Source organism: Streptomyces sp. NPDC001315, from assembly GCF_042896175.1.
Taxonomy (GTDB): Bacteria; Actinomycetota; Actinomycetes; order Streptomycetales; family Streptomycetaceae; genus Streptomyces.
In genome coordinates this window covers 226,039-242,823 of the sequence record NZ_JBIAWZ010000003.1, presented here as the reverse complement: position 1 = coordinate 242,823, position 16,785 = coordinate 226,039, and the positions used below count along the sequence as shown (strand labels likewise).

The window sequence follows — 16,785 nt, the reverse complement described above, 5'->3', positions numbered from 1 at the left end:
AGCTATGGAAGAGCCGCGTCGCCTCGGCGGCCGGTACGAGCTGGGCCATGTGCTCGGCCGTGGTGGCATGGCGGAGGTCTACCTCGCTCATGACACCCGGCTCGGTCGCACGGTGGCGGTGAAGACGCTGCGCGTGGACCTCGCGCGCGACCCGTCCTTCCAGGCCCGGTTCCGCCGGGAGGCCCAGTCGGCCGCCTCACTCAACCACCCCGCGATCGTGGCGGTCTACGACACGGGCGAGGACTACATCGACGGGGTCTCGATCCCGTACATCGTCATGGAGTACGTCGACGGCTCCACGCTCCGTGAGCTGCTCCACTCCGGCCGCAAGCTGCTGCCGGAGCGGACGCTGGAGATGACCATCGGCATCCTCCAGGGCCTGGAGTACGCCCACCGCAGCGGCATCGTGCACCGTGACATCAAGCCGGCGAACGTCATGCTGACGCGTAACGGCCAGGTCAAGGTGATGGACTTCGGCATCGCCCGCGCCATGGGCGACTCCGGCATGACGATGACGCAGACCGCGGCGGTCATCGGCACGGCCCAGTACCTCTCGCCGGAGCAGGCCAAGGGCGAGCAGGTCGACGCCCGCTCCGACCTGTACTCGACCGGCTGTCTGCTGTACGAGCTACTGACCGTCCGGCCGCCCTTCGTGGGCGACTCCCCGGTCGCGGTCGCCTACCAGCACGTACGGGAAGAGCCGCAGCCCCCGAGCGTCTTCGACCCCGAGATCACGCCCGAGATGGACGCCATCGTCCTCAAGGCACTGGTCAAGGACCCCAACTATCGCTACCAGTCGGCCGACGAGATGCGTGCCGACATCGAGGCCTGCCTCGACGGCCAGCCCGTGGCGGCCACGGCGGCGATGGGCGCGGTCGGCTACGGCGGCTACCCCGACGACCAGCCGACGACCGCCCTGCGCGCGGACGCCGGCGCCACGACCATGCTGCCGCCCATGAACCCGGACGACGGCGGTTACGGCTACGACGACCGGCCCGACCGGCGCCGCCAGAAGAAGTCGAACACCTCGACGATCCTGCTGGTGGTAGCGGCGGTCCTGGTCCTCGTGGGCGCGATCCTGATCGGGAAGTGGGCGTTCGGCGGGGGCGGTGCGGGCAATGACACGGTCCCCGTGCCGCAGTTCGTGGACCAGACGCTGACGGACGCCCAGAAGCTGGCCGAGAACTCCGAGCTGAAGCTCGCCACCACCGACAAGCCCTGCGAGAACCAGCCCAAGGGCAGCGTCTGCTCGCAGGACCCGGTGGCCAAGACCGTGGTCGACAAGGGCAGCACGATCAACGTCGTGGTGTCGACCGGGGCGCCGAAGGTGGCGGTGCCGAGCGTCGTCGGCCAGAGCCTCGACGACGCCAAGACCACCCTTGAGGGCGACAAGTACCAGTTCAGCGTCAAGACGGAGGAGAAGGTGTCCTCCGAGTCGGCAGGCACCGTCCTCGAGCAGAATCCGGAACTCGGCGCGGAAGTCGAGAAGGGCTCCACGATCACGCTGACGATCGCCAAGGCCGAAGAGAAGTCCACCGTCCCCGACGTCTCGAACCAGACCTGTGACGCGGCCAAGGCACAGATGACGGCGAACAACCTCACCGGCAACTGCACCGAGGTCGAGACCGACGACCCGAACCTGGTCAACAAGGTCATCTCGACCACGCCGCAGCAGGGTCAGCAGGTCGACAAGGGCTCCACGGTCCAGATCCAGATCGGCAAGGCGAGGAGCCAGGTCCAGGTCCCGAACATCCAGGGCCGGACCGTGAAGGAGGCCAGGCAGATGCTCCAGCAAGTGGGCCTCCAGGTCGGCACCGTCACCGGCTCGCAGGACGAGAAGGCCATCGTCTTCAGCTCCGACCCGGGCCAGGGCAGCACGGTCAACTCGGGCACGTCGGTCAACCTGATCGCCGTGGACCAGGGCGGCAACGGCGGCAACAACGGCGGTACCAACATCTTCGGCGGTACCAACGGCACGGCGCTCCGCACGGAGGACTGACCCCTCCGGGTCCTACGACTGAGCCCCGGCGCCCTTCTCAGGGCACCGGGGCTCAGCCATGTCGGCCGCTGCGGTCAGCGCAGTTCCTTCGGCGGCGTCCGCTCGCTGTCCACCTTCTCGACCCGCTCCAGCTCGCCCCACACCACGTACCGGTACCGGCTGGTGTACACCGGCGTGCACGTCGTCAGCGTGATGTAGTGGCCCGCCTTCTTCTTCCCCGACTCCTTGGGGACGGCCCCGAGGACCTTGACGTTGTACTTCGAGGTCTCGGGGAGGACGGCGTAGACCTTGTAGACGTACCACTTGTCCTTGGTCTCGAAGACGATCGGGTCGCCCTTCCTGACCTTGTCGATGTTGTGGAACTTCGCGCCGTGGCCGTCGCGGTGGGCCGCGAGGGAGAAGTTGCCTTCCTTGCCGGTCGTGGGCAGCGCGGCCTTGACCGGGTCGACGTAGTAGCCGGCGACGCCGTCGTTGAGGACCTTCGAGGAGGTGCCCTTCTCGACCAGGACCTCGCCGTTCTTCATCGCGGGCACGTGCAGGAAGCCGATGCCCTTCTTGGTGTCGAGCGCGCCGGGGCCGGTGTCCTCCTCGGCGGCCCAGCTGTCGCGGACCTTGTCGGCCTGTTTGTGCGCCGTGCGGTCGGCGACGACGTTCGTCCACCACAGCGAGTAGACGACGAACAGACCGAGCACCAGGCCCGCCGTGATGAGCAGTTCACCGAAGACACTGACCGCCAGGGCGATCCGGCCCTGGCCGCGGCGCCGCGGTACGGACACGGACCCGGGCGCGTCGGTGTGCTCTTCGGTCTCGTCGGCGGTCGCTGCCACTGTTTCATCTGCCCTTAACTGACGAGCGCATCCGGTTTGCCCTTGCTGCGCGGCCGTTCCTCGATCATCTTGCCCCAGACGATCAGCCGGTACTTGCTGGTGAACTCCGGCGTGCACGTCGTCAGGGTGATGTACCGGCCGGGCCCGGTGAAGCCCGACCCGGTCGGGACGGGCTGGATGACACTGGTGTTGCTCGGCGCGGTCACCGGCAGCGTCGACGTCATCTTGTAGACGTAGTAGGTGTTCTGCGTCTCGACGACGACCTCGTCACCCGCCTGGAGCCGGTTGATGTACCGGAACGGCTCCCCGTGCGTGTTGCGGTGGCCCGCGAGCGCGAAGTTGCCCGTCTTGGCATCCGGCATGGCCGTCTTGAGTGCGCCCTCGCCGTAGTGCCCGACCATGCCCTTGTCGAGCACCTTCTTGTTGCTGACGCCCTCCGCGATGGGCACCACCACGTCCAGCTTCGGAATGTGCAGGATGGCGAAGCCCTGCCCCGGCGAGAAGGTGCCCGGTGCGCGCTTCCCGCTCGCCCAGTCCTGCTGGAGGCTGCTCGCCTCCTTGCCCGCCTGCGCGTGCGCCCGCACATTCGTCCACCACAGCTGGTAGGTGACGAACAGCAGCATCAGCACGCCCGTCGTGATGAACACCTCGCCGATCGCCCGGCTGGCGACCACGGCCGGCCCCGGCTTGCGCGCCCGCGCCTGCCGCCGCGCCTCGACCCGGGAGAGGGGCGCGCGCGGCACGCTCCCCTCCGACGGTGTCTCCGTTTCCGGCGCGCCGCCGCCATGACGCCCGCCACGGCGCTTGGCGGCCTTTCTGCGGGCCGCACGACCGCCCAGGGTGGCTGGAGTGGCATACGAGGCTGCTGAGGCCGCAGAAGCCGATACGGCCCCACCGACACCCAGGGCCGACGACTCGGGGAGTCGCAGCGCGACAGTCTCCTCGTCGATGGGGGGTTCGTACGACGAATCGTCGTACCAGTCCCCGAGCGCGGTCACGCCGTGGCCCTGCCCACCACCGGGGCGAGCCCCGCCGACCTCGCCACGGCACCCGCGTAGCCGCACTCGACCAGCCAGTTGGCCAGCATCCGGTGGCCGTGCTCGGTCAGCACCGACTCGGGGTGGAACTGCACGCCCTCGACGAGAAGTTCACGGTGACGCAGGCCCATGATGATGCCGTCGTGCGTCCGGGCCGTGACCTCCAGCTCGGCCGGAACGGTCGCCGGTTCGGCGGCGAGGGAGTGGTAGCGCGTCGCCGTGAAGGGAGACGGCAGGCCGGCGAAGACGCCCTTGCCCCCGTGCTCGACCAGCGAGGTCTTGCCGTGCAGCAGTTCCGGCGCGCGGTCCACGACACCGCCGTACGCCACCTGCATGGACTGCATGCCCAGGCAGACCCCGAAGACGGGGACGCCGGTCGCGGCGCAGTGGCGGACCATCTCGACGCAGACCCCGGCCTCCTCGGGCGTACCCGGGCCCGGCGACAGCAGCACACCGTCGAAGCCGTCCTGGGCGTGCGCGGTCGACACCTCGTCGTTGCGCAGGACCTCGCACTCGGCGCCCAGCTGATACAGGTACTGGACCAGGTTGAAGACGAAGCTGTCGTAGTTGTCGACGACGAGAATGCGCGCGCTCACTGGTTGTCCACCGTCACATCGTTGAAGGGCAGCAGCGGTTCGGCCCACGGGAAGACGTACTGGAAGAGGACGTAGACCACGGCCAGGACCAGCACGATCGAGATCAGCGCCCTCACCCACGCGTTTCCCGGCAGATGCCGCCAGATCCAGCCGTACATGCCGTCCCTTCCTTCGCACCACGGCACCGCACTCACGCCGTACGGCACCAGACTAACGGCGCAGCGCCTCGGGTTTGCCTGCCTCCACAGGCTGTGTGGAGTCCAGGTGGGCCCAGACGATCAGCCGGTGACTGTGCCCCCACTCGGGATCGCACGTGGTCAGCGTCAGATAGCGGCCGGCACGCGTGTACCCCGACTTACGTGGCACAGGGTCGATCACCTCAACGTCCGTGGGCACGGTTTTGTAGGGCCCTTTGTCGATCCGATACGTGAACCAGGTCGTCCCGTCCGTCAATACCACCGCGTCCCCGCCGCGCAGCTCGGGAAAGTCCTTGAACGGATCGCCGTACGTGCGCCGGTGACCTGCCACGGAAAAGTTGCCGGTCTGCCCCAGTTGCGCGGTGCCCGCGTAGTGGCCAAGGCCCTTCTTCAGGGTGCCGGTGGCGGTGCCTTCGAGGACCGGCTTGTTCCACGTGAAACCGAGCCGGGGGATGTACATGATCGCGAAGGGCCTGCCGCTCCTGTACGGCGTCGGGGCCGGGGCGGAGGAGGCGCTCGGCGTCGCCGTCGGCTGGACGCTGCCCCTCGACCACTGCTGCTGCAACTGGTCGATCTGGTCGTCCATGACGTGGTCGGCCTTCACGCCGGTCCAGAACAGCACGTAGCCGACAAAGAGCACGATCACTGTTCCGACGGTGATGCAGAGCTCGCTGACGGTCCTGACGATCACGCGCACCGACACAGGGCCCCCCGGCGGCTGCTACTCCACGTGCTTCTACTCCACAGGCTTCGCGTAGTGCAGATCCACTGTGCCCGAGTAGCCGGGAAGAGTCACCGTGCCGTCCTCGGTGACTTTCCAGCCGAGGCCGTAGACGTTGACGTACACCATGTAGTTCTGGATCGCCGGAGCGTCCGCGAGCGCCTTCTGCAGCTTCTCCGGGTCACCGACCGCCGTGATCTTGTACGGCGGTGAGTAGACGCGGCCCTGGAGGATCAGGGTGTTGCCCACGCAGCGCACGGCGCTGGTGGAGATCAGCCGCTGGTCCATGACCTTGATGCCCTTGGCGCCGCCCTGCCAGAGAGCGTTCACCACGGCCTGGAGGTCCTGCTGGTGGATGACCAGGTAGTCGGGCTGCGGCTCGGGATAGCCGGGGAGCTTGGCGGTCGCGTTGGGCGGGGCGTCATTGAGGGTGACCGTGATCGCATCGCCCTTGAGCTTCCGCGTGCCCGCGCTCTTCTCCAGCGCCGCCACCTTCTTGTCCTCGGCCTTCGTGCTGCCGTCGTCGCCCTCGGCCAGGGACTCGACGTCGTCGCGCAGGGTCGCGTTGGACTCGTCGAGCTCACCGTTCTTGCGGCTGCGTTCCTGGATGAGGTCCGAAAGCTTCAGCAGCGAGGTGTCCGTGCGGATATTGGTGCCCTTGGCCGTATTGAAGCTGGTGAAGAAAATAAGCCCGGCGAGAGCGAAGACGGCCACCGTCAGCACACGCACGGGCCGGAAACCGCCCCGGCGCTCAGGACTGGATCCGGTCCCGGGGAAGTCGGCAGAATTGCTCAACGTACCCTTATCTCCTTCGGCGCCGCGGAAGCACTACGCTAACGGACGCCCGGGGGAGCGCTAAGTGTCCCCTTGTACGCTGCCCCGAGCCAGCCACAGTTCCCTGCGCGGCCACGCAGCGCATCGACAGGAGAGACCCTCGTGCCGAAGTCACGTATCCGCAAGAAGGCCGACTACACGCCGCCCCCGGCGAAGCAGGCGACCGCCATCAAGCTCAACAGCCGTGCCTGGGTCGCGCCGGTCATGCTGGCGATGTTCCTCATCGGCCTCGCCTGGATCGTCGTCTTCTATGTGACCGACGGCTCCCTGCCCATCGACAAGCTGGACAACTGGAACATCGTGGTTGGATTCGGCTTCATCGCGGCGGGATTCGGCGTCTCCACCCAGTGGAAATAGGGCCCCACGGGGCTCTGCCCAGGGCTATCCGCTGAGTTATCCACAGGCGTTGTCCACATGGGGAAAAGAAAGACGATCTGTGGATAACTCATCGGGGGTTGACGTCGTCACGACGGAATCGCCGACGCCCGAAAACCTGTTCGCCCCCTGCCTGACCTGCGGAAACATGGGTCAGCGACAGGGGGCACAGCTGTTCCCACACAGTATGCACAAGATCCGGCACGCACTGTGGACAACCCTGCGCTCAGGTGAGCTGGGTGGTCCTCAGCAGCGTCATCCCCACAATCACGGCGAGCACCAGGGCACAGGTGCCGTACTGCACCAGAGTGCGGCGCTCGCGCGGGGCGTGGACCATGGCGTAGCCGACGACGACACCGGCGACGAGGCCACCGATGTGCGCCTGCCAGGCGATGTTGGCCCAGCTGAACGTGAAGATCAGGTTGATCACCAACAGGGCGATCACGGGGCGCATGTCGTAGTTGAGCCTGCGCATGAGCACGGCCGTGGCGCCGAAGAGGCCGAAGATCGCGCCGGAGGCGCCGAGCGAGGGCTGGTTGGGCGCGGCGATCAGATAGGTGAGCGCGCTGCCGGCCAGCCCGGAGACGAAGTAGAGCGCGAGGTAGCGGACGCGGCCGAGGGCAGCCTCCAGCGGGCCGCCGATCCACCACAGGCTGAGCATGTTGAACAGGATGTGGATGTAGCTGCCGTGCAGGAACATCGCGGTGAGCAGCCGGTACCACTGGCCCTGGGCGATTCCCTCGACCGAACCGAGGAGCGGGACGTAGGCCTGGCCGATGAGCTCGAAGCGCTCGGTGAAGCGGTCGCCGACGGAGAGCTTGACCAGGAAGAGGGCGAGATTGACGCCGACCAGCACCTTGGTGATCAGGCGTGGGTCGGCGGCGACGGTGCCGCCCGCGATGGTGCGGGGCCGGGTGGCGGCCGCGGGGGCGCTGCCGTTCGCCTCGCGGACGCAGTCGGGGCACTGGAAGCCCACGGAGGCGCTGATCATGCACTCCGGGCAGATCGGGCGCTCGCAGCGGGTGCAGCGGATACCGGTCTCACGGTCGGGGTGCCGGTAGCAACCGGGCAGGCTCCGGGCGTCCCGCTGGCTGCCTTGAGCCTGGTCCATGACATCCCCTAGGTCGTCGTATGCGTCGTCGAACGTGTCGTCGTATGCAATGCATTGCCCCGCTCATCCTTACGGACGAGCGGGGCAATAGGTTCCCTGCCGCGACGTGTCGGCGTCAGCCCTGGCGGGTCTCGACGACGACCGACTCGATGACGACGTCGTTGAGCGGGCGGTCGGTGCGCGGGTTGGTCTGGGTCGACGCGATGGAGTCGATGACCTTCTGGCTCGCCGCGTCGTTGACCTCACCGAAGATGGTGTGCTTGCGGTTCAGCCAGGCCGTCGGGGAGACGGTGATGAAGAACTGCGAGCCGTTGGTGCCCGGGCCGGCGTTGGCCATGGCCAGCAGGTACGGCTTCGAGAACTGCAGGTCAGGGTGGAACTCGTCCTCGAACTGGTAGCCCGGACCACCGGTGCCGTTACCCAGCGGGTCACCGCCCTGGATCATGAATCCGCTGATCACCCTGTGGAAGACCGTGCCGTCGTAGAGCTTGGCCGTGGACTTCTGGCCCGTTTCGGGGTTGGTCCACTCACGCTCGCCCTGGGCGAGCTCGACGAAGTTCTTGACCGTCTTGGGGGCGTGGTCCGGGAAGAGCCGGACCTCGATGTCGCCATGATTGGTCTTCAGGGTGGCATAGAGCTGCTCGGCCACGATCTGCCTTCCGTTGTCTTCCTGTGACCCCCTGATCCTCGCACGGTCCAGGCAGTGCGTCGCCCGACGCCCGCTGCTGAGCGGATATCCGTGGCTCACCCTTGCGGAAATCCGGACCAGTACTCCCCGGGACGTGGGCGCTCGGCGGCGATCCGTGGCATTGTCGACGACAAGCCCCTGTTCCCCCGCATTCATCCTTTATTGCACTCGATCAGTTGATGAGCCGCTCTTGATCGGAGATGGTCCGGAGTCGTCTCCCATGACCCGGATGCCCGCCCTCGCGTGCTCCGGCGTCCGTCGGCAGGCATGATCCGTAAAAGGGTGGAAAGTCGAAATACCGTACGCCACCGAGGAGGAGGAACCCGTGACCCGCATCGACAGCGTGCGCGCCGCGACCGGAACGGCGAAGGACAGCGTGCTGCACGCCGCGGAAGTGGTGGCGCCCTACGCCGACACGGCCAAGGAAAAGGCCGCGTACTACGCATCCGAGGCACGCGTACGGCTCGCGCCCAAGATGTCGCAGGCCGCAGACCAGGCCCGCGTCCAATACGACGCCCATCTGGCACCACGTCTGGAACAGGCCCGCGCACAGGCCCGCTCACATGTGCCGCCGAAGGTCGACCATGCCGCCCACGAGGCCGCGGTCCGCACCCGTGAGGTTGCCCGGCAGGCCGCCGACTACTCCCGCCCGAAGATCGAGCAGGCGGTGGCGGTGGCCGGGCCCGTCAAGGACGAGGCCGCCTCGCGCGGTGTCGCCGCACTGGCCGCGCTGCGCGGCCAGGTGACGCCGCAGGAGATCCAGAAGCTGGCCCGCAAGCACCAGCGGCGGGCGAAGGCCGGCCGGTTCGTGAAGGCGCTGACTGTCCTGGGTGTCCTGGCGGGCGGAGCCTTCGCCGCGTGGAAGTGGTGGGACAAGCAGGCCAACCCGGACTGGCTGGTCGAGCCACCGGCCGCGACGGATGTGCCTGAGTCGAATCGGCTGTCTTCGGTGGACGGCAGCCCCGACCAGTCCGTGCTCGACCCTGAGGTGCAGGCCAAGGAGGCCGACGAGGAGTCCGCGGACCGCGAAGACCGCGGCTGACGCCGGACGAGCCGCGTGACGCCGAGGGGCGGAAGACCTGGTGGTCTTCCGCCCCTCGGCCATGTTTCACATGGCACCGGCGGCGCTCTCTTTTGCGATGACGTTTGCAACGCACGAGGTCTCCACGTTCCCCACACATTTTCTTGACGGTGCGCATCCGCCTGGTCACGCGACCATGGCCGCGCCAGCTCACACAAGGCCACCGAGCAGGAACGTTCCGCTGGGGCTCCGGGACCGATACCTGTGGGGCAGCCCCCTGAGCACCCCCCTCCGCGCGTGTTTGCGCAAAGAACTGCAACCTCTTCAGGGCGCTGGAGTGACGCACGTCACGGGGCAAACAAAGGACCGGCCGGACACCCGTAGGGCGTCCGGCCGGTCCGCGATGTGGAGCCTAGGGGAGTCGAACCCCTGACATCTGCCATGCAAAGACAGCGCTCTACCAACTGAGCTAAGGCCCCGGAAACGAGGCGTCCGGCGGGAAGAACCGCATCCCGGTGGGCGCCGCAGACCAGACTACCGGGTCGCCCCGGGTATCTCGCAAAAAGATTGGGGGTCCCCGCGAACGACCACTCTCCGTAAGATGCTCGACGTGGTTCGCTACAGCGAACCGCCGTTTTTTTGGGGAAGCGATGGGGAGACGCAATGGACGCCGCACAGCAGGAAGCGACCGCGAGAGCGCGGGAACTGCAGCGGAACTGGTACGGAGAGCCTTTGGGGGCGCTCTTCCGTAAGCTCATAGAGGATCTTGGTCTTAACCAGGCTCGTCTCGCGGGAGTGCTGGGGCTTTCCGCGCCGATGCTGTCCCAGCTGATGAGCGGTCAGCGAGCGAAGATCGGCAATCCGGCCGTGGTCCAACGGGTGCAGCTGCTGCAGGAACTGGCGGGACAGGTCGCTGACGGCAGTGTCAGCGCGGCCGAGGCGACCGAGCGCATGGACGAGATCAAGAGGTCGCAGGGGGGCTCGGTGCTCAGCAACACCACGCAGACAACTGGCAGTTCGGGTGCACCCACGGTCAAGCGGGTGGTCCGCGAGATCCAGTCGCTGCTGCGGTCGGTGGCCGCCGCCGGCGACATACTCGAGGCCGCGGACACCCTCGCCCCGAGCCACCCGGAACTGGCGGAGTTCCTCCGGGTCTACGGCGCGGGCCGCACTTCCGACGCGGTCACGCACTATCAGTCCCACCAGAACTGAAGCCGACGGCCCGGTCACCGAGGGGGGGTCGGGAGCCGGGCCAACTGCCGACGGGGGGAGCGCGAGGGGGTCGCGTCGCTCGCCGGAGCCCGAGGAGGGCCTGAGGCGAAAAGGCCTGAGGCGAAGAGGCATAAGAGGGGCGCGGGAGGAGTCGTAACGCCCGCCGAGGGGGAGGCAAGGGGGGACGCCGCAGGGGGAGGAGCAGCGCACAGCCATGGGTGAGGTCTTCGCCGGTCGATACGAACTGGTCGACCCGATCGGACGCGGAGGGGTCGGCGCCGTCTGGCGCGCATGGGACCACCGCCGTCGCCGCTACGTGGCCGCCAAGGTCCTCCAGCAGAGCGACGCGCACTCGCTGCTTCGCTTCGTACGTGAACAGGCGCTGCGGATCGACCACCCGCATGTACTCGCGCCGGCGAGCTGGGCCGCCGACGACGACAAGGTCCTGTTCACCATGGACCTGGTCGCGGGTGGTTCGCTGGTCCACCTGATCGGCGACTACGGTCCCCTGCCGCCGGCTTTCGTCTGCACCCTGCTCGACCAACTCCTGGCCGGACTGGCCGCGGTGCACACGGAAGGCGTCGTGCATCGCGACATCAAGCCCGCCAACGTGCTGTTGGAAGCCACCGGGACGGGCCGGCCCCGGCTGCGTCTGTCGGACTTCGGCATCGCGATGCGGCTGGGCGAGCCCCGCCTGACGGAGACCAACCTCGTGGTGGGGACGCCCGGTTACCTCGCGCCCGAGCAGATGATGGGCGCGGAACCGGACTTCACGGCCGACCTGTTCGCTGTAGGACTGGTCGCCCTGTATCTGCTGGAGGGCGCCAAGCCCGACGCCAAGGCCCTCGTGCAGTACTTCGCGGAGCACGGGACGCCGGGAGCGCCCAAGGGCATACCGGAGCCGTTGTGGCAGGTCGTGGCCACACTGCTGCAACCGGACCCACGGGCCCGGTTCCGCACGGCCACGGGGGCACGCAAGGCGCTCGTCGCAGCCGCTGAGCTGCTGCCGGAGCCCGGCCCCGACGACGATCTGATCGAGATCTTCGACCAACTCGGCCCGCTGCCATCGGGGTTCGCAGCGGACGGGCCACAGACGCCACCGCCATCCCAGACCAACTCGCTCACCGGTGAGCCGACCGGCGAGCAGAGCACCGGCACCGTGGCCCCCGGGGCCCGAACGGGCGTCACACTCACCGATCCACGGCAAAGCGCGCGCCCCACTCCGACCCCGCCTCCGCCTCCGCCTCCGCCTCCGCCTCCGCCTGTGAACCCGACACCGCGCGTCGCCGCGCCGCAGCCCACGCAGGCTCCTCCCACGCCCCCGTCCCTCACCCCACCCCGGCCGACATCCATGTCGGACACCGGCAGCTTCCACCTTCCTCCGCCTGAAACACCTGAACCACCCACGCCCCAGCACTCCGTACACGCCTCCCCCTACGAGCCCACGCACGCCCTGCACTCCCGCTCGCGCCCGCCACGTGCTGATGCCTCTACTGCTTCGTACACCGCTCAGGTCCCGCAGGTTCCACCGTCGGCGCAGGAAATTTCACGACACCGTGCCCGGCACAGCCCCGGCCCGCCCGTGAAGGTGGCCGTCCCGCTGCTGCTCCTCGCGCTGGCCTGCTACGCCGTGGGTTTCTGGGCGTTGACCCGCATCTGAGCGATCTCCCGCGCGGCCCTGCGCCGGGCTGTCGCCGTCCACATCCCGAGCACCAGCAACAGCACGCTGCCCGTGCCGATCCCGCCTACGGCGACCGCCTTCATCACGGTGTCCCCGCCCGCTGCGCCACCCGAGGCCGCTCGGTCCCCCGCCGTCACGTCGAAGACGCCGCGCGGCAGGGACTGGCCCGCATACCCAGGCCCCGGCTCCCCCGCGCCGCCGACCCCCACACGCAGTGTCAGGCCGAACGGCCCCTCGCCGAACCGGTCGGCCACCTGAGCGGCGAGATGCACCACCAGGTAGTAGGAGCCGGCGAACCGCATGGTGCTCACCGCGTCGGCGACGTCGTAGCGGTTGGCGTAGCGGACCGGTGGCAGGGGGGCGAGCGTGGCCGACTTCTGGCTGCCGTCGTAGTTGGTGCCCACGTCCTCGACATGGGCACGCACCGGGTTGTAGAGCGACAGGACCAGGGCTCCGACGGCATAGCCGCTGCCCTTGCTCGCACTTCCCAGATCGGCGGTGGCGTACAGCTGCCGGCCCCAGTGGACGGGCACCTTGTAGAAGAGCGTCTGACCGGGTGCGATGTCGCTACGCCAGGCGCCCTGCTCCACGGTGGTCGCCGTGTCGAAGCCCGCGCCGCCCTTGCGGCCTTCGGGCTCGTCCGCGAGGGGTGCGGGAGAGGCGGAGCTCCAGGCCTCGGGCGCACTCGTCGCGCCGGCCTTCTCCAGCGGCGGCTCCGAGAACGCGGCGAGTTCCAGGCCCCAGTCCTGCGGCGAGGACCCCGTCGTACCGATGCGTTCGACGACCACGTAGTACGTGCCCGCTTCCTGGCACAGGGTCTTGGCCGGGGACACCTCGCGCGCGCCCCACGCCGCGATGGGATGCGGGCTGCGGGCGGCTCCGAAGATCGCCGAGTCGTACGAGCAGGAGTGGCTGTCGGAGTCCTGTACGGACACCCTGATCCCGTCGACGGCGGAGATGGCCGCGTCCGGGGCGGGGACGGCGGTGGCGGAGGCGTACGCGCTCGATGTGGCGTCGAGTTCGAGGCGGTAGTAGACCTTGCCGCTCCTCGGGAGCGTGCTCCGGTACGTCTCCCCGGGATCCAGGCGCGCCGCGTCGGCGGTGCTCGTCGCGCCTGTGACGGTCCGGGCGTCAGCGGCGAAGGCGTAGCCGGAAGCCGAGGCCGAGGAGGCCGATGCAGAGCCCGCGGAAGCCGATGCAGAGACCGCGAACGCCGATGCCGAGCCCTCGGAGGACGCCAGGGGGGCGGCTGCCGCGCCCTGTCCCGACGCGGCCGTGACCACGGTCCACAGCGCCGCTCCAGCGGCGACCGCACGCGCCGGTGCCGACCGACACCCCCGCCGAGCCACGGCGCGCCACCACGTCGTCGTACGCCGCCCCATCACGCGCCCCCTCGCCGCTGCCGGACCGGAACGTGGCCCATACTGCCCCGCCGGGCGGCGCGTCATCCGGCCAATGCGCACGAGCGTCCGAAACGCCCGGCCTCGGACAACACAAAACCCCGACCGCAAGGGCGGTCGGGGTCTGTTCAGAATCCGGTGTCGGGACTCACGAACCCGTGGGCACGGAGTCAGTCGCCTCCGTCCACAGATCCTGCTCGGCGCGATCCGCCTGGATCTGGCGGTACACGAGGAGCCCGCCGATGGCGGCCAGTGCGACCAGGAGAAGCTTCTTCACCGCGCGACCTCGTCTTTCCTTGACGTAGGGGACCTCTGCCGCCCGACTATACACACCGACCGATATCGATCGGTGACCTGCGTCGGGGCCCCCAACTCCCTGCCGGGGCTGCTCAATAGAAGCGGATGGAGCCACTGCGACCACCGTTCCGATCGGAGGGTGATCACACCCTTACGGACGGCGATTTCGCCCCTTCTGCTCCCTCTCCTTCGCCTTTCCGCCACTTTTCTCCACTTTTCGGGACTCTTGCACCCATCCGTGTGATGTTCATCGGAAGATCGACGCGCCACGGGCGTCGGTCCACCACTTCGCGATCCCCATACACATCATGAGGAAAGTACGCAAATCGCCGAACCCGAAAGTGAGGGGCCATGGCCCGCAACCAGGTCATGAAGCTGTGGACCGCCATCGTCACCGCCCTCCTGGCGCTGTGCACGGCGCTCGGACTCATCACGACGACCGCCACCGCGGCCGTAGCCCAGCCCGAGGCGGCCCGCAACAGCAGCACCACGCACACGACGGTTCCGGCACCGGCCCCCTGGCTCTGGTCCCATGCCCGCTCCCTGCCCCCCACGATGAAGCAGCGCATCCACGCCGAGGCCCACGGCAAGTCCCCCAGCTGCCGTCACCGCCCGACGACGGACATGGAAGCAGCCGCATCGGCGCGGTCCGCCTGCGTCCCCCTCACACCGGACGAACCGCCCACGCCCCCACAGCACTGACGGCGCAGCCGGCGAACTTGCGTACGCCAGCGGGAAAGCGCGGAGGCCCTCGACCTGATCAGGTCGAGGGCCTCCTGTCGTCCGTGGTCGCCGTCCTTCACGGCCGACCGGCCACTCAGCGCGGATCAGGGCGGGCTCAGCGGATCAGCACGGGATCAGCGCGGCATGAACACGGATCAGCGCGGGATTAGCGCGGGATCAGCTCCCTCAGGTCGGCGAACAGGCGGGTGTGGGCGGCCGCCGAGGCCGGGTCGGTGAGGTCCATGCCCTGGATGAAGCCATGGACGAGCCCGGGTTCCACGCGGTGGCGGACCGGCACGCCCGCCTCCGCGAGGCGGTGGGCGTAGGCACCTCCCTCGTCGCGCAGCGCGTCGTGCTCGGCGGTGACGATCAGCGCGGTGGGCAGCCCCGACAGGTCGTCGGCGTGGAGCGGGGAGGCGGCGCGGCGGTCGGCTGGGGCCGGGACGAACTGCTCGACGAATACGGCGAGTGCGTCCGCGTCCAGGCCGTGGCCGGTGCCCTTCTCGGCGATGGACGGGTGCTCGAGCGTCAGGTCGGTGTTCGGGCAGATCAGGGCCTGGACCGCGGGCAGCGGGCCGCCCTCGTCGCGAAGCGCGAGGCACGCCGCGGCGGCGAGGAAACCGCCGGCGCTGTCGCCGGCCACGGCATCGGGCTGCGCGAGGCGCAGGACCGCGGCGGCGTCCTCCACGGCGGCCGGGTAGGGGTGCTCGGGGGCCAGCCGGTAGTCGACGGCGAGAACGTCCAGGTCGCACGCCTGGGCGATACGCCGACAGGTCCGGTCATGGGTGTCGAGGTCACCGAAGACGAATCCGCCGCCGTGCAAATACACCAGCAGTGGGCGCGGGCCGTCGCCAGGTCGGTAGCGGCGCACGCGAACGCGCCCGTCCCCGGAGGGGACGAAGGCGTCGGCCACGTGCGGAAGTTCCGGGCCCTTGGGGCGGCCGGCACGACGCTCGCGCGCCGCGGCGCGCAGTCGGACGACCAGGTCGTGGGGTGCTGGCGACGGCTCGGGCATGGGCATGGGCTCATACTGACGGGTCCGTGAATGCGGAAGACCCCCGACCCTGACGGACCGGGGGTCTTCTTGCTGTGGGGCTAACAGGATTTGAACCTGTGGCCTCATCCTTATCAGGGATGCGCTCTAACCAACTGAGCTATAGCCCCGCCGCGCTCTGCGGTGTATGTCCCGCGCGCTGACTCCTGAAGATTAGCGCACGACGTGGGCAGTCCCAAAATCGATAGTCGGGAGCCGATGCCGAGGACCGCCGACGGAGGTTTGAAACCGTGCCGTCGGCAGAGGTCACTCGTCCTCGGCCAGGGTCAGCTCGACGCCGCCCACGAAGCCCGCGGAGAGGTTGTAGATGAACGCGCCGAGGGTCGCGAGCGCCGTCGCGAGGACGACGTCGATGACCGCGACGATCGTCGTGAACATCAGAACGTGCGGGAGGGACAGGAACGACTGAAGGTCAAAGCCGTTCGACTCGTTCGAGCCGGTGGCCTCGGAGATGGTGCCGCCGACCGTCGAGAAAACACCCATCGCGTCCATGACCATCCACAGCACCGCGGCAGCCACGATCGTGCAGATGCCCAGCGCGATGGAGAGCAGGAAGCTGACCTTCATCACCGACCACGGGTCGGCCTTGGCCACGCGCAGGCGGGCCTTGCGCACGCGGGGCGTCGTACGGGCGCCCGTGCGGGGCCGGCGCACGGTGGCAGCCGGAGCGGGCGTAGGCGTCTGGTAGGCCTGCGGCGGGTGGTAGGGCCCGGCGGGCTGCTGAGGTTGGCGCTCCCCGGGCAGCGGCGAGGTCGGCTGCGCTGCAGGCGCCGCTTGCTGGCCCGGCGCCTGCAGCGGCGCGCCCGGAGCGGACGGGCCCGCTCCAGCCGCGTGCTGCTGGGTCTGCGGGCCTCTGGTGTCCGTCACAGTTCCCCCCTGGGATCCATGAGTGTCAGGCGAGTGCGAGTCTGTCGCATTCGCGGCGGAGCCACGGCCGCCGTCCGTTTCCGTACCAGTCGAGGTACCGGCCGATCCGGCGCCCGTGGCTCCGCTCACGATGACTCACTCCTCG

At 68.8% G+C, this 16,785-nt stretch carries 18 protein-coding genes and 2 tRNA genes; 6 read left to right on the top strand and 14 right to left on the bottom strand.

Features of this window, described 5'->3' with window-relative positions; all coding sequences use genetic code 11:
* The first annotated feature begins 4 nt into the window (after positions 1–4).
* The gene (pknB, locus tag ACFY16_RS11570) at positions 5–1,999 is read left to right on the top strand and encodes a Stk1 family PASTA domain-containing Ser/Thr kinase (protein ID WP_390646889.1); all 1,995 of its coding nucleotides are present in this window, start codon (positions 5–7) and stop codon (positions 1,997–1,999) included.
* Between the two features lie 74 nt (positions 2,000–2,073).
* On the opposite strand, the gene ACFY16_RS11565 is transcribed toward pknB, so the two are convergent.
* Genes ACFY16_RS11565 through ACFY16_RS11540 form a run of 6 tightly spaced genes read right to left on the bottom strand, consistent with a single transcriptional unit; the run spans position 2,074 to position 6,172 of the window.
* Complete coding sequence (locus tag ACFY16_RS11565) at positions 2,074–2,826, bottom strand: class E sortase (protein WP_390646888.1); 753 nt, start codon at positions 2,824–2,826, stop codon at positions 2,074–2,076.
* A gap of 14 nt (positions 2,827–2,840) precedes the next feature.
* Positions 2,841–3,902 carry a class E sortase gene (locus ACFY16_RS11560; RefSeq protein ID WP_390647241.1) on the bottom strand — a complete coding sequence of 354 codons (1,062 nt, stop codon included), beginning with the start codon at positions 3,900–3,902 and terminating at the stop codon, positions 2,841–2,843.
* The gene (locus tag ACFY16_RS11555; RefSeq protein WP_390646887.1) at positions 3,821–4,459 is read right to left on the bottom strand and encodes an aminodeoxychorismate/anthranilate synthase component II; all 639 of its coding nucleotides are present in this window, start codon (positions 4,457–4,459) and stop codon (positions 3,821–3,823) included. Before ACFY16_RS11555 ends, ACFY16_RS11560 begins: the two co-directional genes overlap by 82 nt.
* Positions 4,456–4,617 (bottom strand): hypothetical protein, encoded by a 162-nt coding sequence (locus ACFY16_RS11550; RefSeq protein WP_366835240.1) that lies wholly within the window; start codon positions 4,615–4,617, stop codon positions 4,456–4,458. Before ACFY16_RS11550 ends, ACFY16_RS11555 begins: the two co-directional genes overlap by 4 nt.
* Before the next feature lie 52 nt (positions 4,618–4,669).
* Positions 4,670–5,353 (bottom strand): class E sortase, encoded by a 684-nt coding sequence (locus tag ACFY16_RS11545; protein ID WP_390646886.1) that lies wholly within the window; start codon positions 5,351–5,353, stop codon positions 4,670–4,672.
* Positions 5,354–5,392: 39 nt separating this feature from the next.
* A complete protein-coding gene (locus tag ACFY16_RS11540) occupies positions 5,393–6,172 on the bottom strand; it encodes a DUF881 domain-containing protein (protein WP_390646885.1) in 780 nt (259 codons plus the stop codon).
* Positions 6,173–6,313: 141 nt separating this feature from the next.
* Here ACFY16_RS11540 and crgA point away from each other — a divergent pair, with 141 nt between their 5' ends.
* On the top strand, positions 6,314–6,568 hold the full coding sequence (crgA, locus tag ACFY16_RS11535; protein WP_054242100.1) for a cell division protein CrgA: 255 nt from the start codon (positions 6,314–6,316) through the stop codon (positions 6,566–6,568).
* A gap of 244 nt (positions 6,569–6,812) precedes the next feature.
* Here the strand turns inward: crgA and ACFY16_RS11530 are convergent, their stop codons facing one another.
* Complete coding sequence (locus tag ACFY16_RS11530) at positions 6,813–7,697, bottom strand: rhomboid family intramembrane serine protease (protein ID WP_390646884.1); 885 nt, start codon at positions 7,695–7,697, stop codon at positions 6,813–6,815.
* A 115-nt stretch (positions 7,698–7,812) separates the two neighbouring features.
* The gene (locus tag ACFY16_RS11525; protein WP_390646883.1) at positions 7,813–8,346 is read right to left on the bottom strand and encodes a peptidylprolyl isomerase; all 534 of its coding nucleotides are present in this window, start codon (positions 8,344–8,346) and stop codon (positions 7,813–7,815) included.
* Positions 8,347–8,710: 364 nt separating this feature from the next.
* Between ACFY16_RS11525 and ACFY16_RS11520 the strand changes: the two genes are divergently transcribed.
* Positions 8,711–9,427 carry a DUF5324 family protein gene (locus tag ACFY16_RS11520; protein ID WP_390646882.1) on the top strand — a complete coding sequence of 239 codons (717 nt, stop codon included), beginning with the start codon at positions 8,711–8,713 and terminating at the stop codon, positions 9,425–9,427.
* Positions 9,428–9,812: 385 nt separating this feature from the next.
* Here ACFY16_RS11520 and ACFY16_RS11515 read toward each other — a convergent pair.
* Positions 9,813–9,885, bottom strand: a tRNA-Ala gene (locus tag ACFY16_RS11515).
* 184 nt (positions 9,886–10,069) lie between these two features.
* Here ACFY16_RS11515 and ACFY16_RS11510 point away from each other — a divergent pair.
* Together ACFY16_RS11510 and ACFY16_RS11505 are read left to right on the top strand one after the other, a co-directional pair.
* A complete protein-coding gene (locus ACFY16_RS11510; protein WP_390646881.1) occupies positions 10,070–10,618 on the top strand; it encodes a helix-turn-helix domain-containing protein in 549 nt (182 codons plus the stop codon).
* Between the two features lie 214 nt (positions 10,619–10,832).
* Positions 10,833–12,278 (top strand): serine/threonine-protein kinase, encoded by a 1,446-nt coding sequence (locus ACFY16_RS11505; RefSeq protein ID WP_390646880.1) that lies wholly within the window; start codon positions 10,833–10,835, stop codon positions 12,276–12,278.
* On the opposite strand, the gene ACFY16_RS11500 is transcribed toward ACFY16_RS11505, so the two are convergent.
* Both ACFY16_RS11500 and ACFY16_RS11495 read right to left on the bottom strand, forming a co-directional pair.
* The gene (locus tag ACFY16_RS11500; RefSeq protein ID WP_390646879.1) at positions 12,242–13,681 is read right to left on the bottom strand and encodes a hypothetical protein; all 1,440 of its coding nucleotides are present in this window, start codon (positions 13,679–13,681) and stop codon (positions 12,242–12,244) included. The two genes, ACFY16_RS11505 and ACFY16_RS11500, sit on opposite strands and share 37 nt — an antisense overlap.
* 166 nt (positions 13,682–13,847) lie before the next feature.
* Positions 13,848–13,976, bottom strand: a complete 129-nt coding sequence (locus ACFY16_RS11495) for a DLW-39 family protein (protein WP_003999697.1) — start codon at positions 13,974–13,976, stop codon at positions 13,848–13,850.
* Positions 13,977–14,347: 371 nt separating this feature from the next.
* Between ACFY16_RS11495 and ACFY16_RS11490 the strand changes: the two genes are divergently transcribed.
* Positions 14,348–14,698, top strand: a complete 351-nt coding sequence (locus ACFY16_RS11490) for a DUF6344 domain-containing protein (protein ID WP_390646878.1) — start codon at positions 14,348–14,350, stop codon at positions 14,696–14,698.
* Between the two features lie 187 nt (positions 14,699–14,885).
* Here the strand turns inward: ACFY16_RS11490 and ACFY16_RS11485 are convergent, their stop codons facing one another.
* The 3 genes from ACFY16_RS11485 to ACFY16_RS11475 form a co-directional block, all read right to left on the bottom strand.
* Positions 14,886–15,740, bottom strand: a complete 855-nt coding sequence (locus ACFY16_RS11485) for an alpha/beta hydrolase (protein ID WP_390646877.1) — start codon at positions 15,738–15,740, stop codon at positions 14,886–14,888.
* A 69-nt stretch (positions 15,741–15,809) separates the two neighbouring features.
* Positions 15,810–15,883, bottom strand: a tRNA-Ile gene (locus ACFY16_RS11480).
* Positions 15,884–16,019: 136 nt separating this feature from the next.
* The gene (locus ACFY16_RS11475; protein ID WP_390646876.1) at positions 16,020–16,769 is read right to left on the bottom strand and encodes a DUF3566 domain-containing protein; all 750 of its coding nucleotides are present in this window, start codon (positions 16,767–16,769) and stop codon (positions 16,020–16,022) included.
* Positions 16,770–16,785: the final 16 nt, after the last annotated feature.

Bases quoted from the DNA above. Each gene is read 5' to 3' on its own strand.
- ACFY16_RS11510 (WP_390646881.1), top strand. From the start codon at position 10,070: ATGGACGCCGCACAGCAGGAAGCGACCGCGAGAGCGCGGGAACTGCAG.
- pknB (WP_390646889.1), top strand. From the start codon at position 5: ATGGAAGAGCCGCGTCGCCTCGGCGGCCGGTACGAGCTGGGCCATGTG.
- ACFY16_RS11500 (WP_390646879.1), bottom strand. From the start codon at position 13,681: ATGGGGCGGCGTACGACGACGTGGTGGCGCGCCGTGGCTCGGCGGGGG.
- ACFY16_RS11490 (WP_390646878.1), top strand. From the start codon at position 14,348: ATGGCCCGCAACCAGGTCATGAAGCTGTGGACCGCCATCGTCACCGCC.
- ACFY16_RS11550 (WP_366835240.1), bottom strand. From the start codon at position 4,617: ATGTACGGCTGGATCTGGCGGCATCTGCCGGGAAACGCGTGGGTGAGG.
- ACFY16_RS11505 (WP_390646880.1), top strand. From the start codon at position 10,833: ATGGGTGAGGTCTTCGCCGGTCGATACGAACTGGTCGACCCGATCGGA.
- ACFY16_RS11485 (WP_390646877.1), bottom strand. From the start codon at position 15,740: ATGCCCATGCCCGAGCCGTCGCCAGCACCCCACGACCTGGTCGTCCGA.
- ACFY16_RS11530 (WP_390646884.1), bottom strand. From the start codon at position 7,697: ATGGACCAGGCTCAAGGCAGCCAGCGGGACGCCCGGAGCCTGCCCGGT.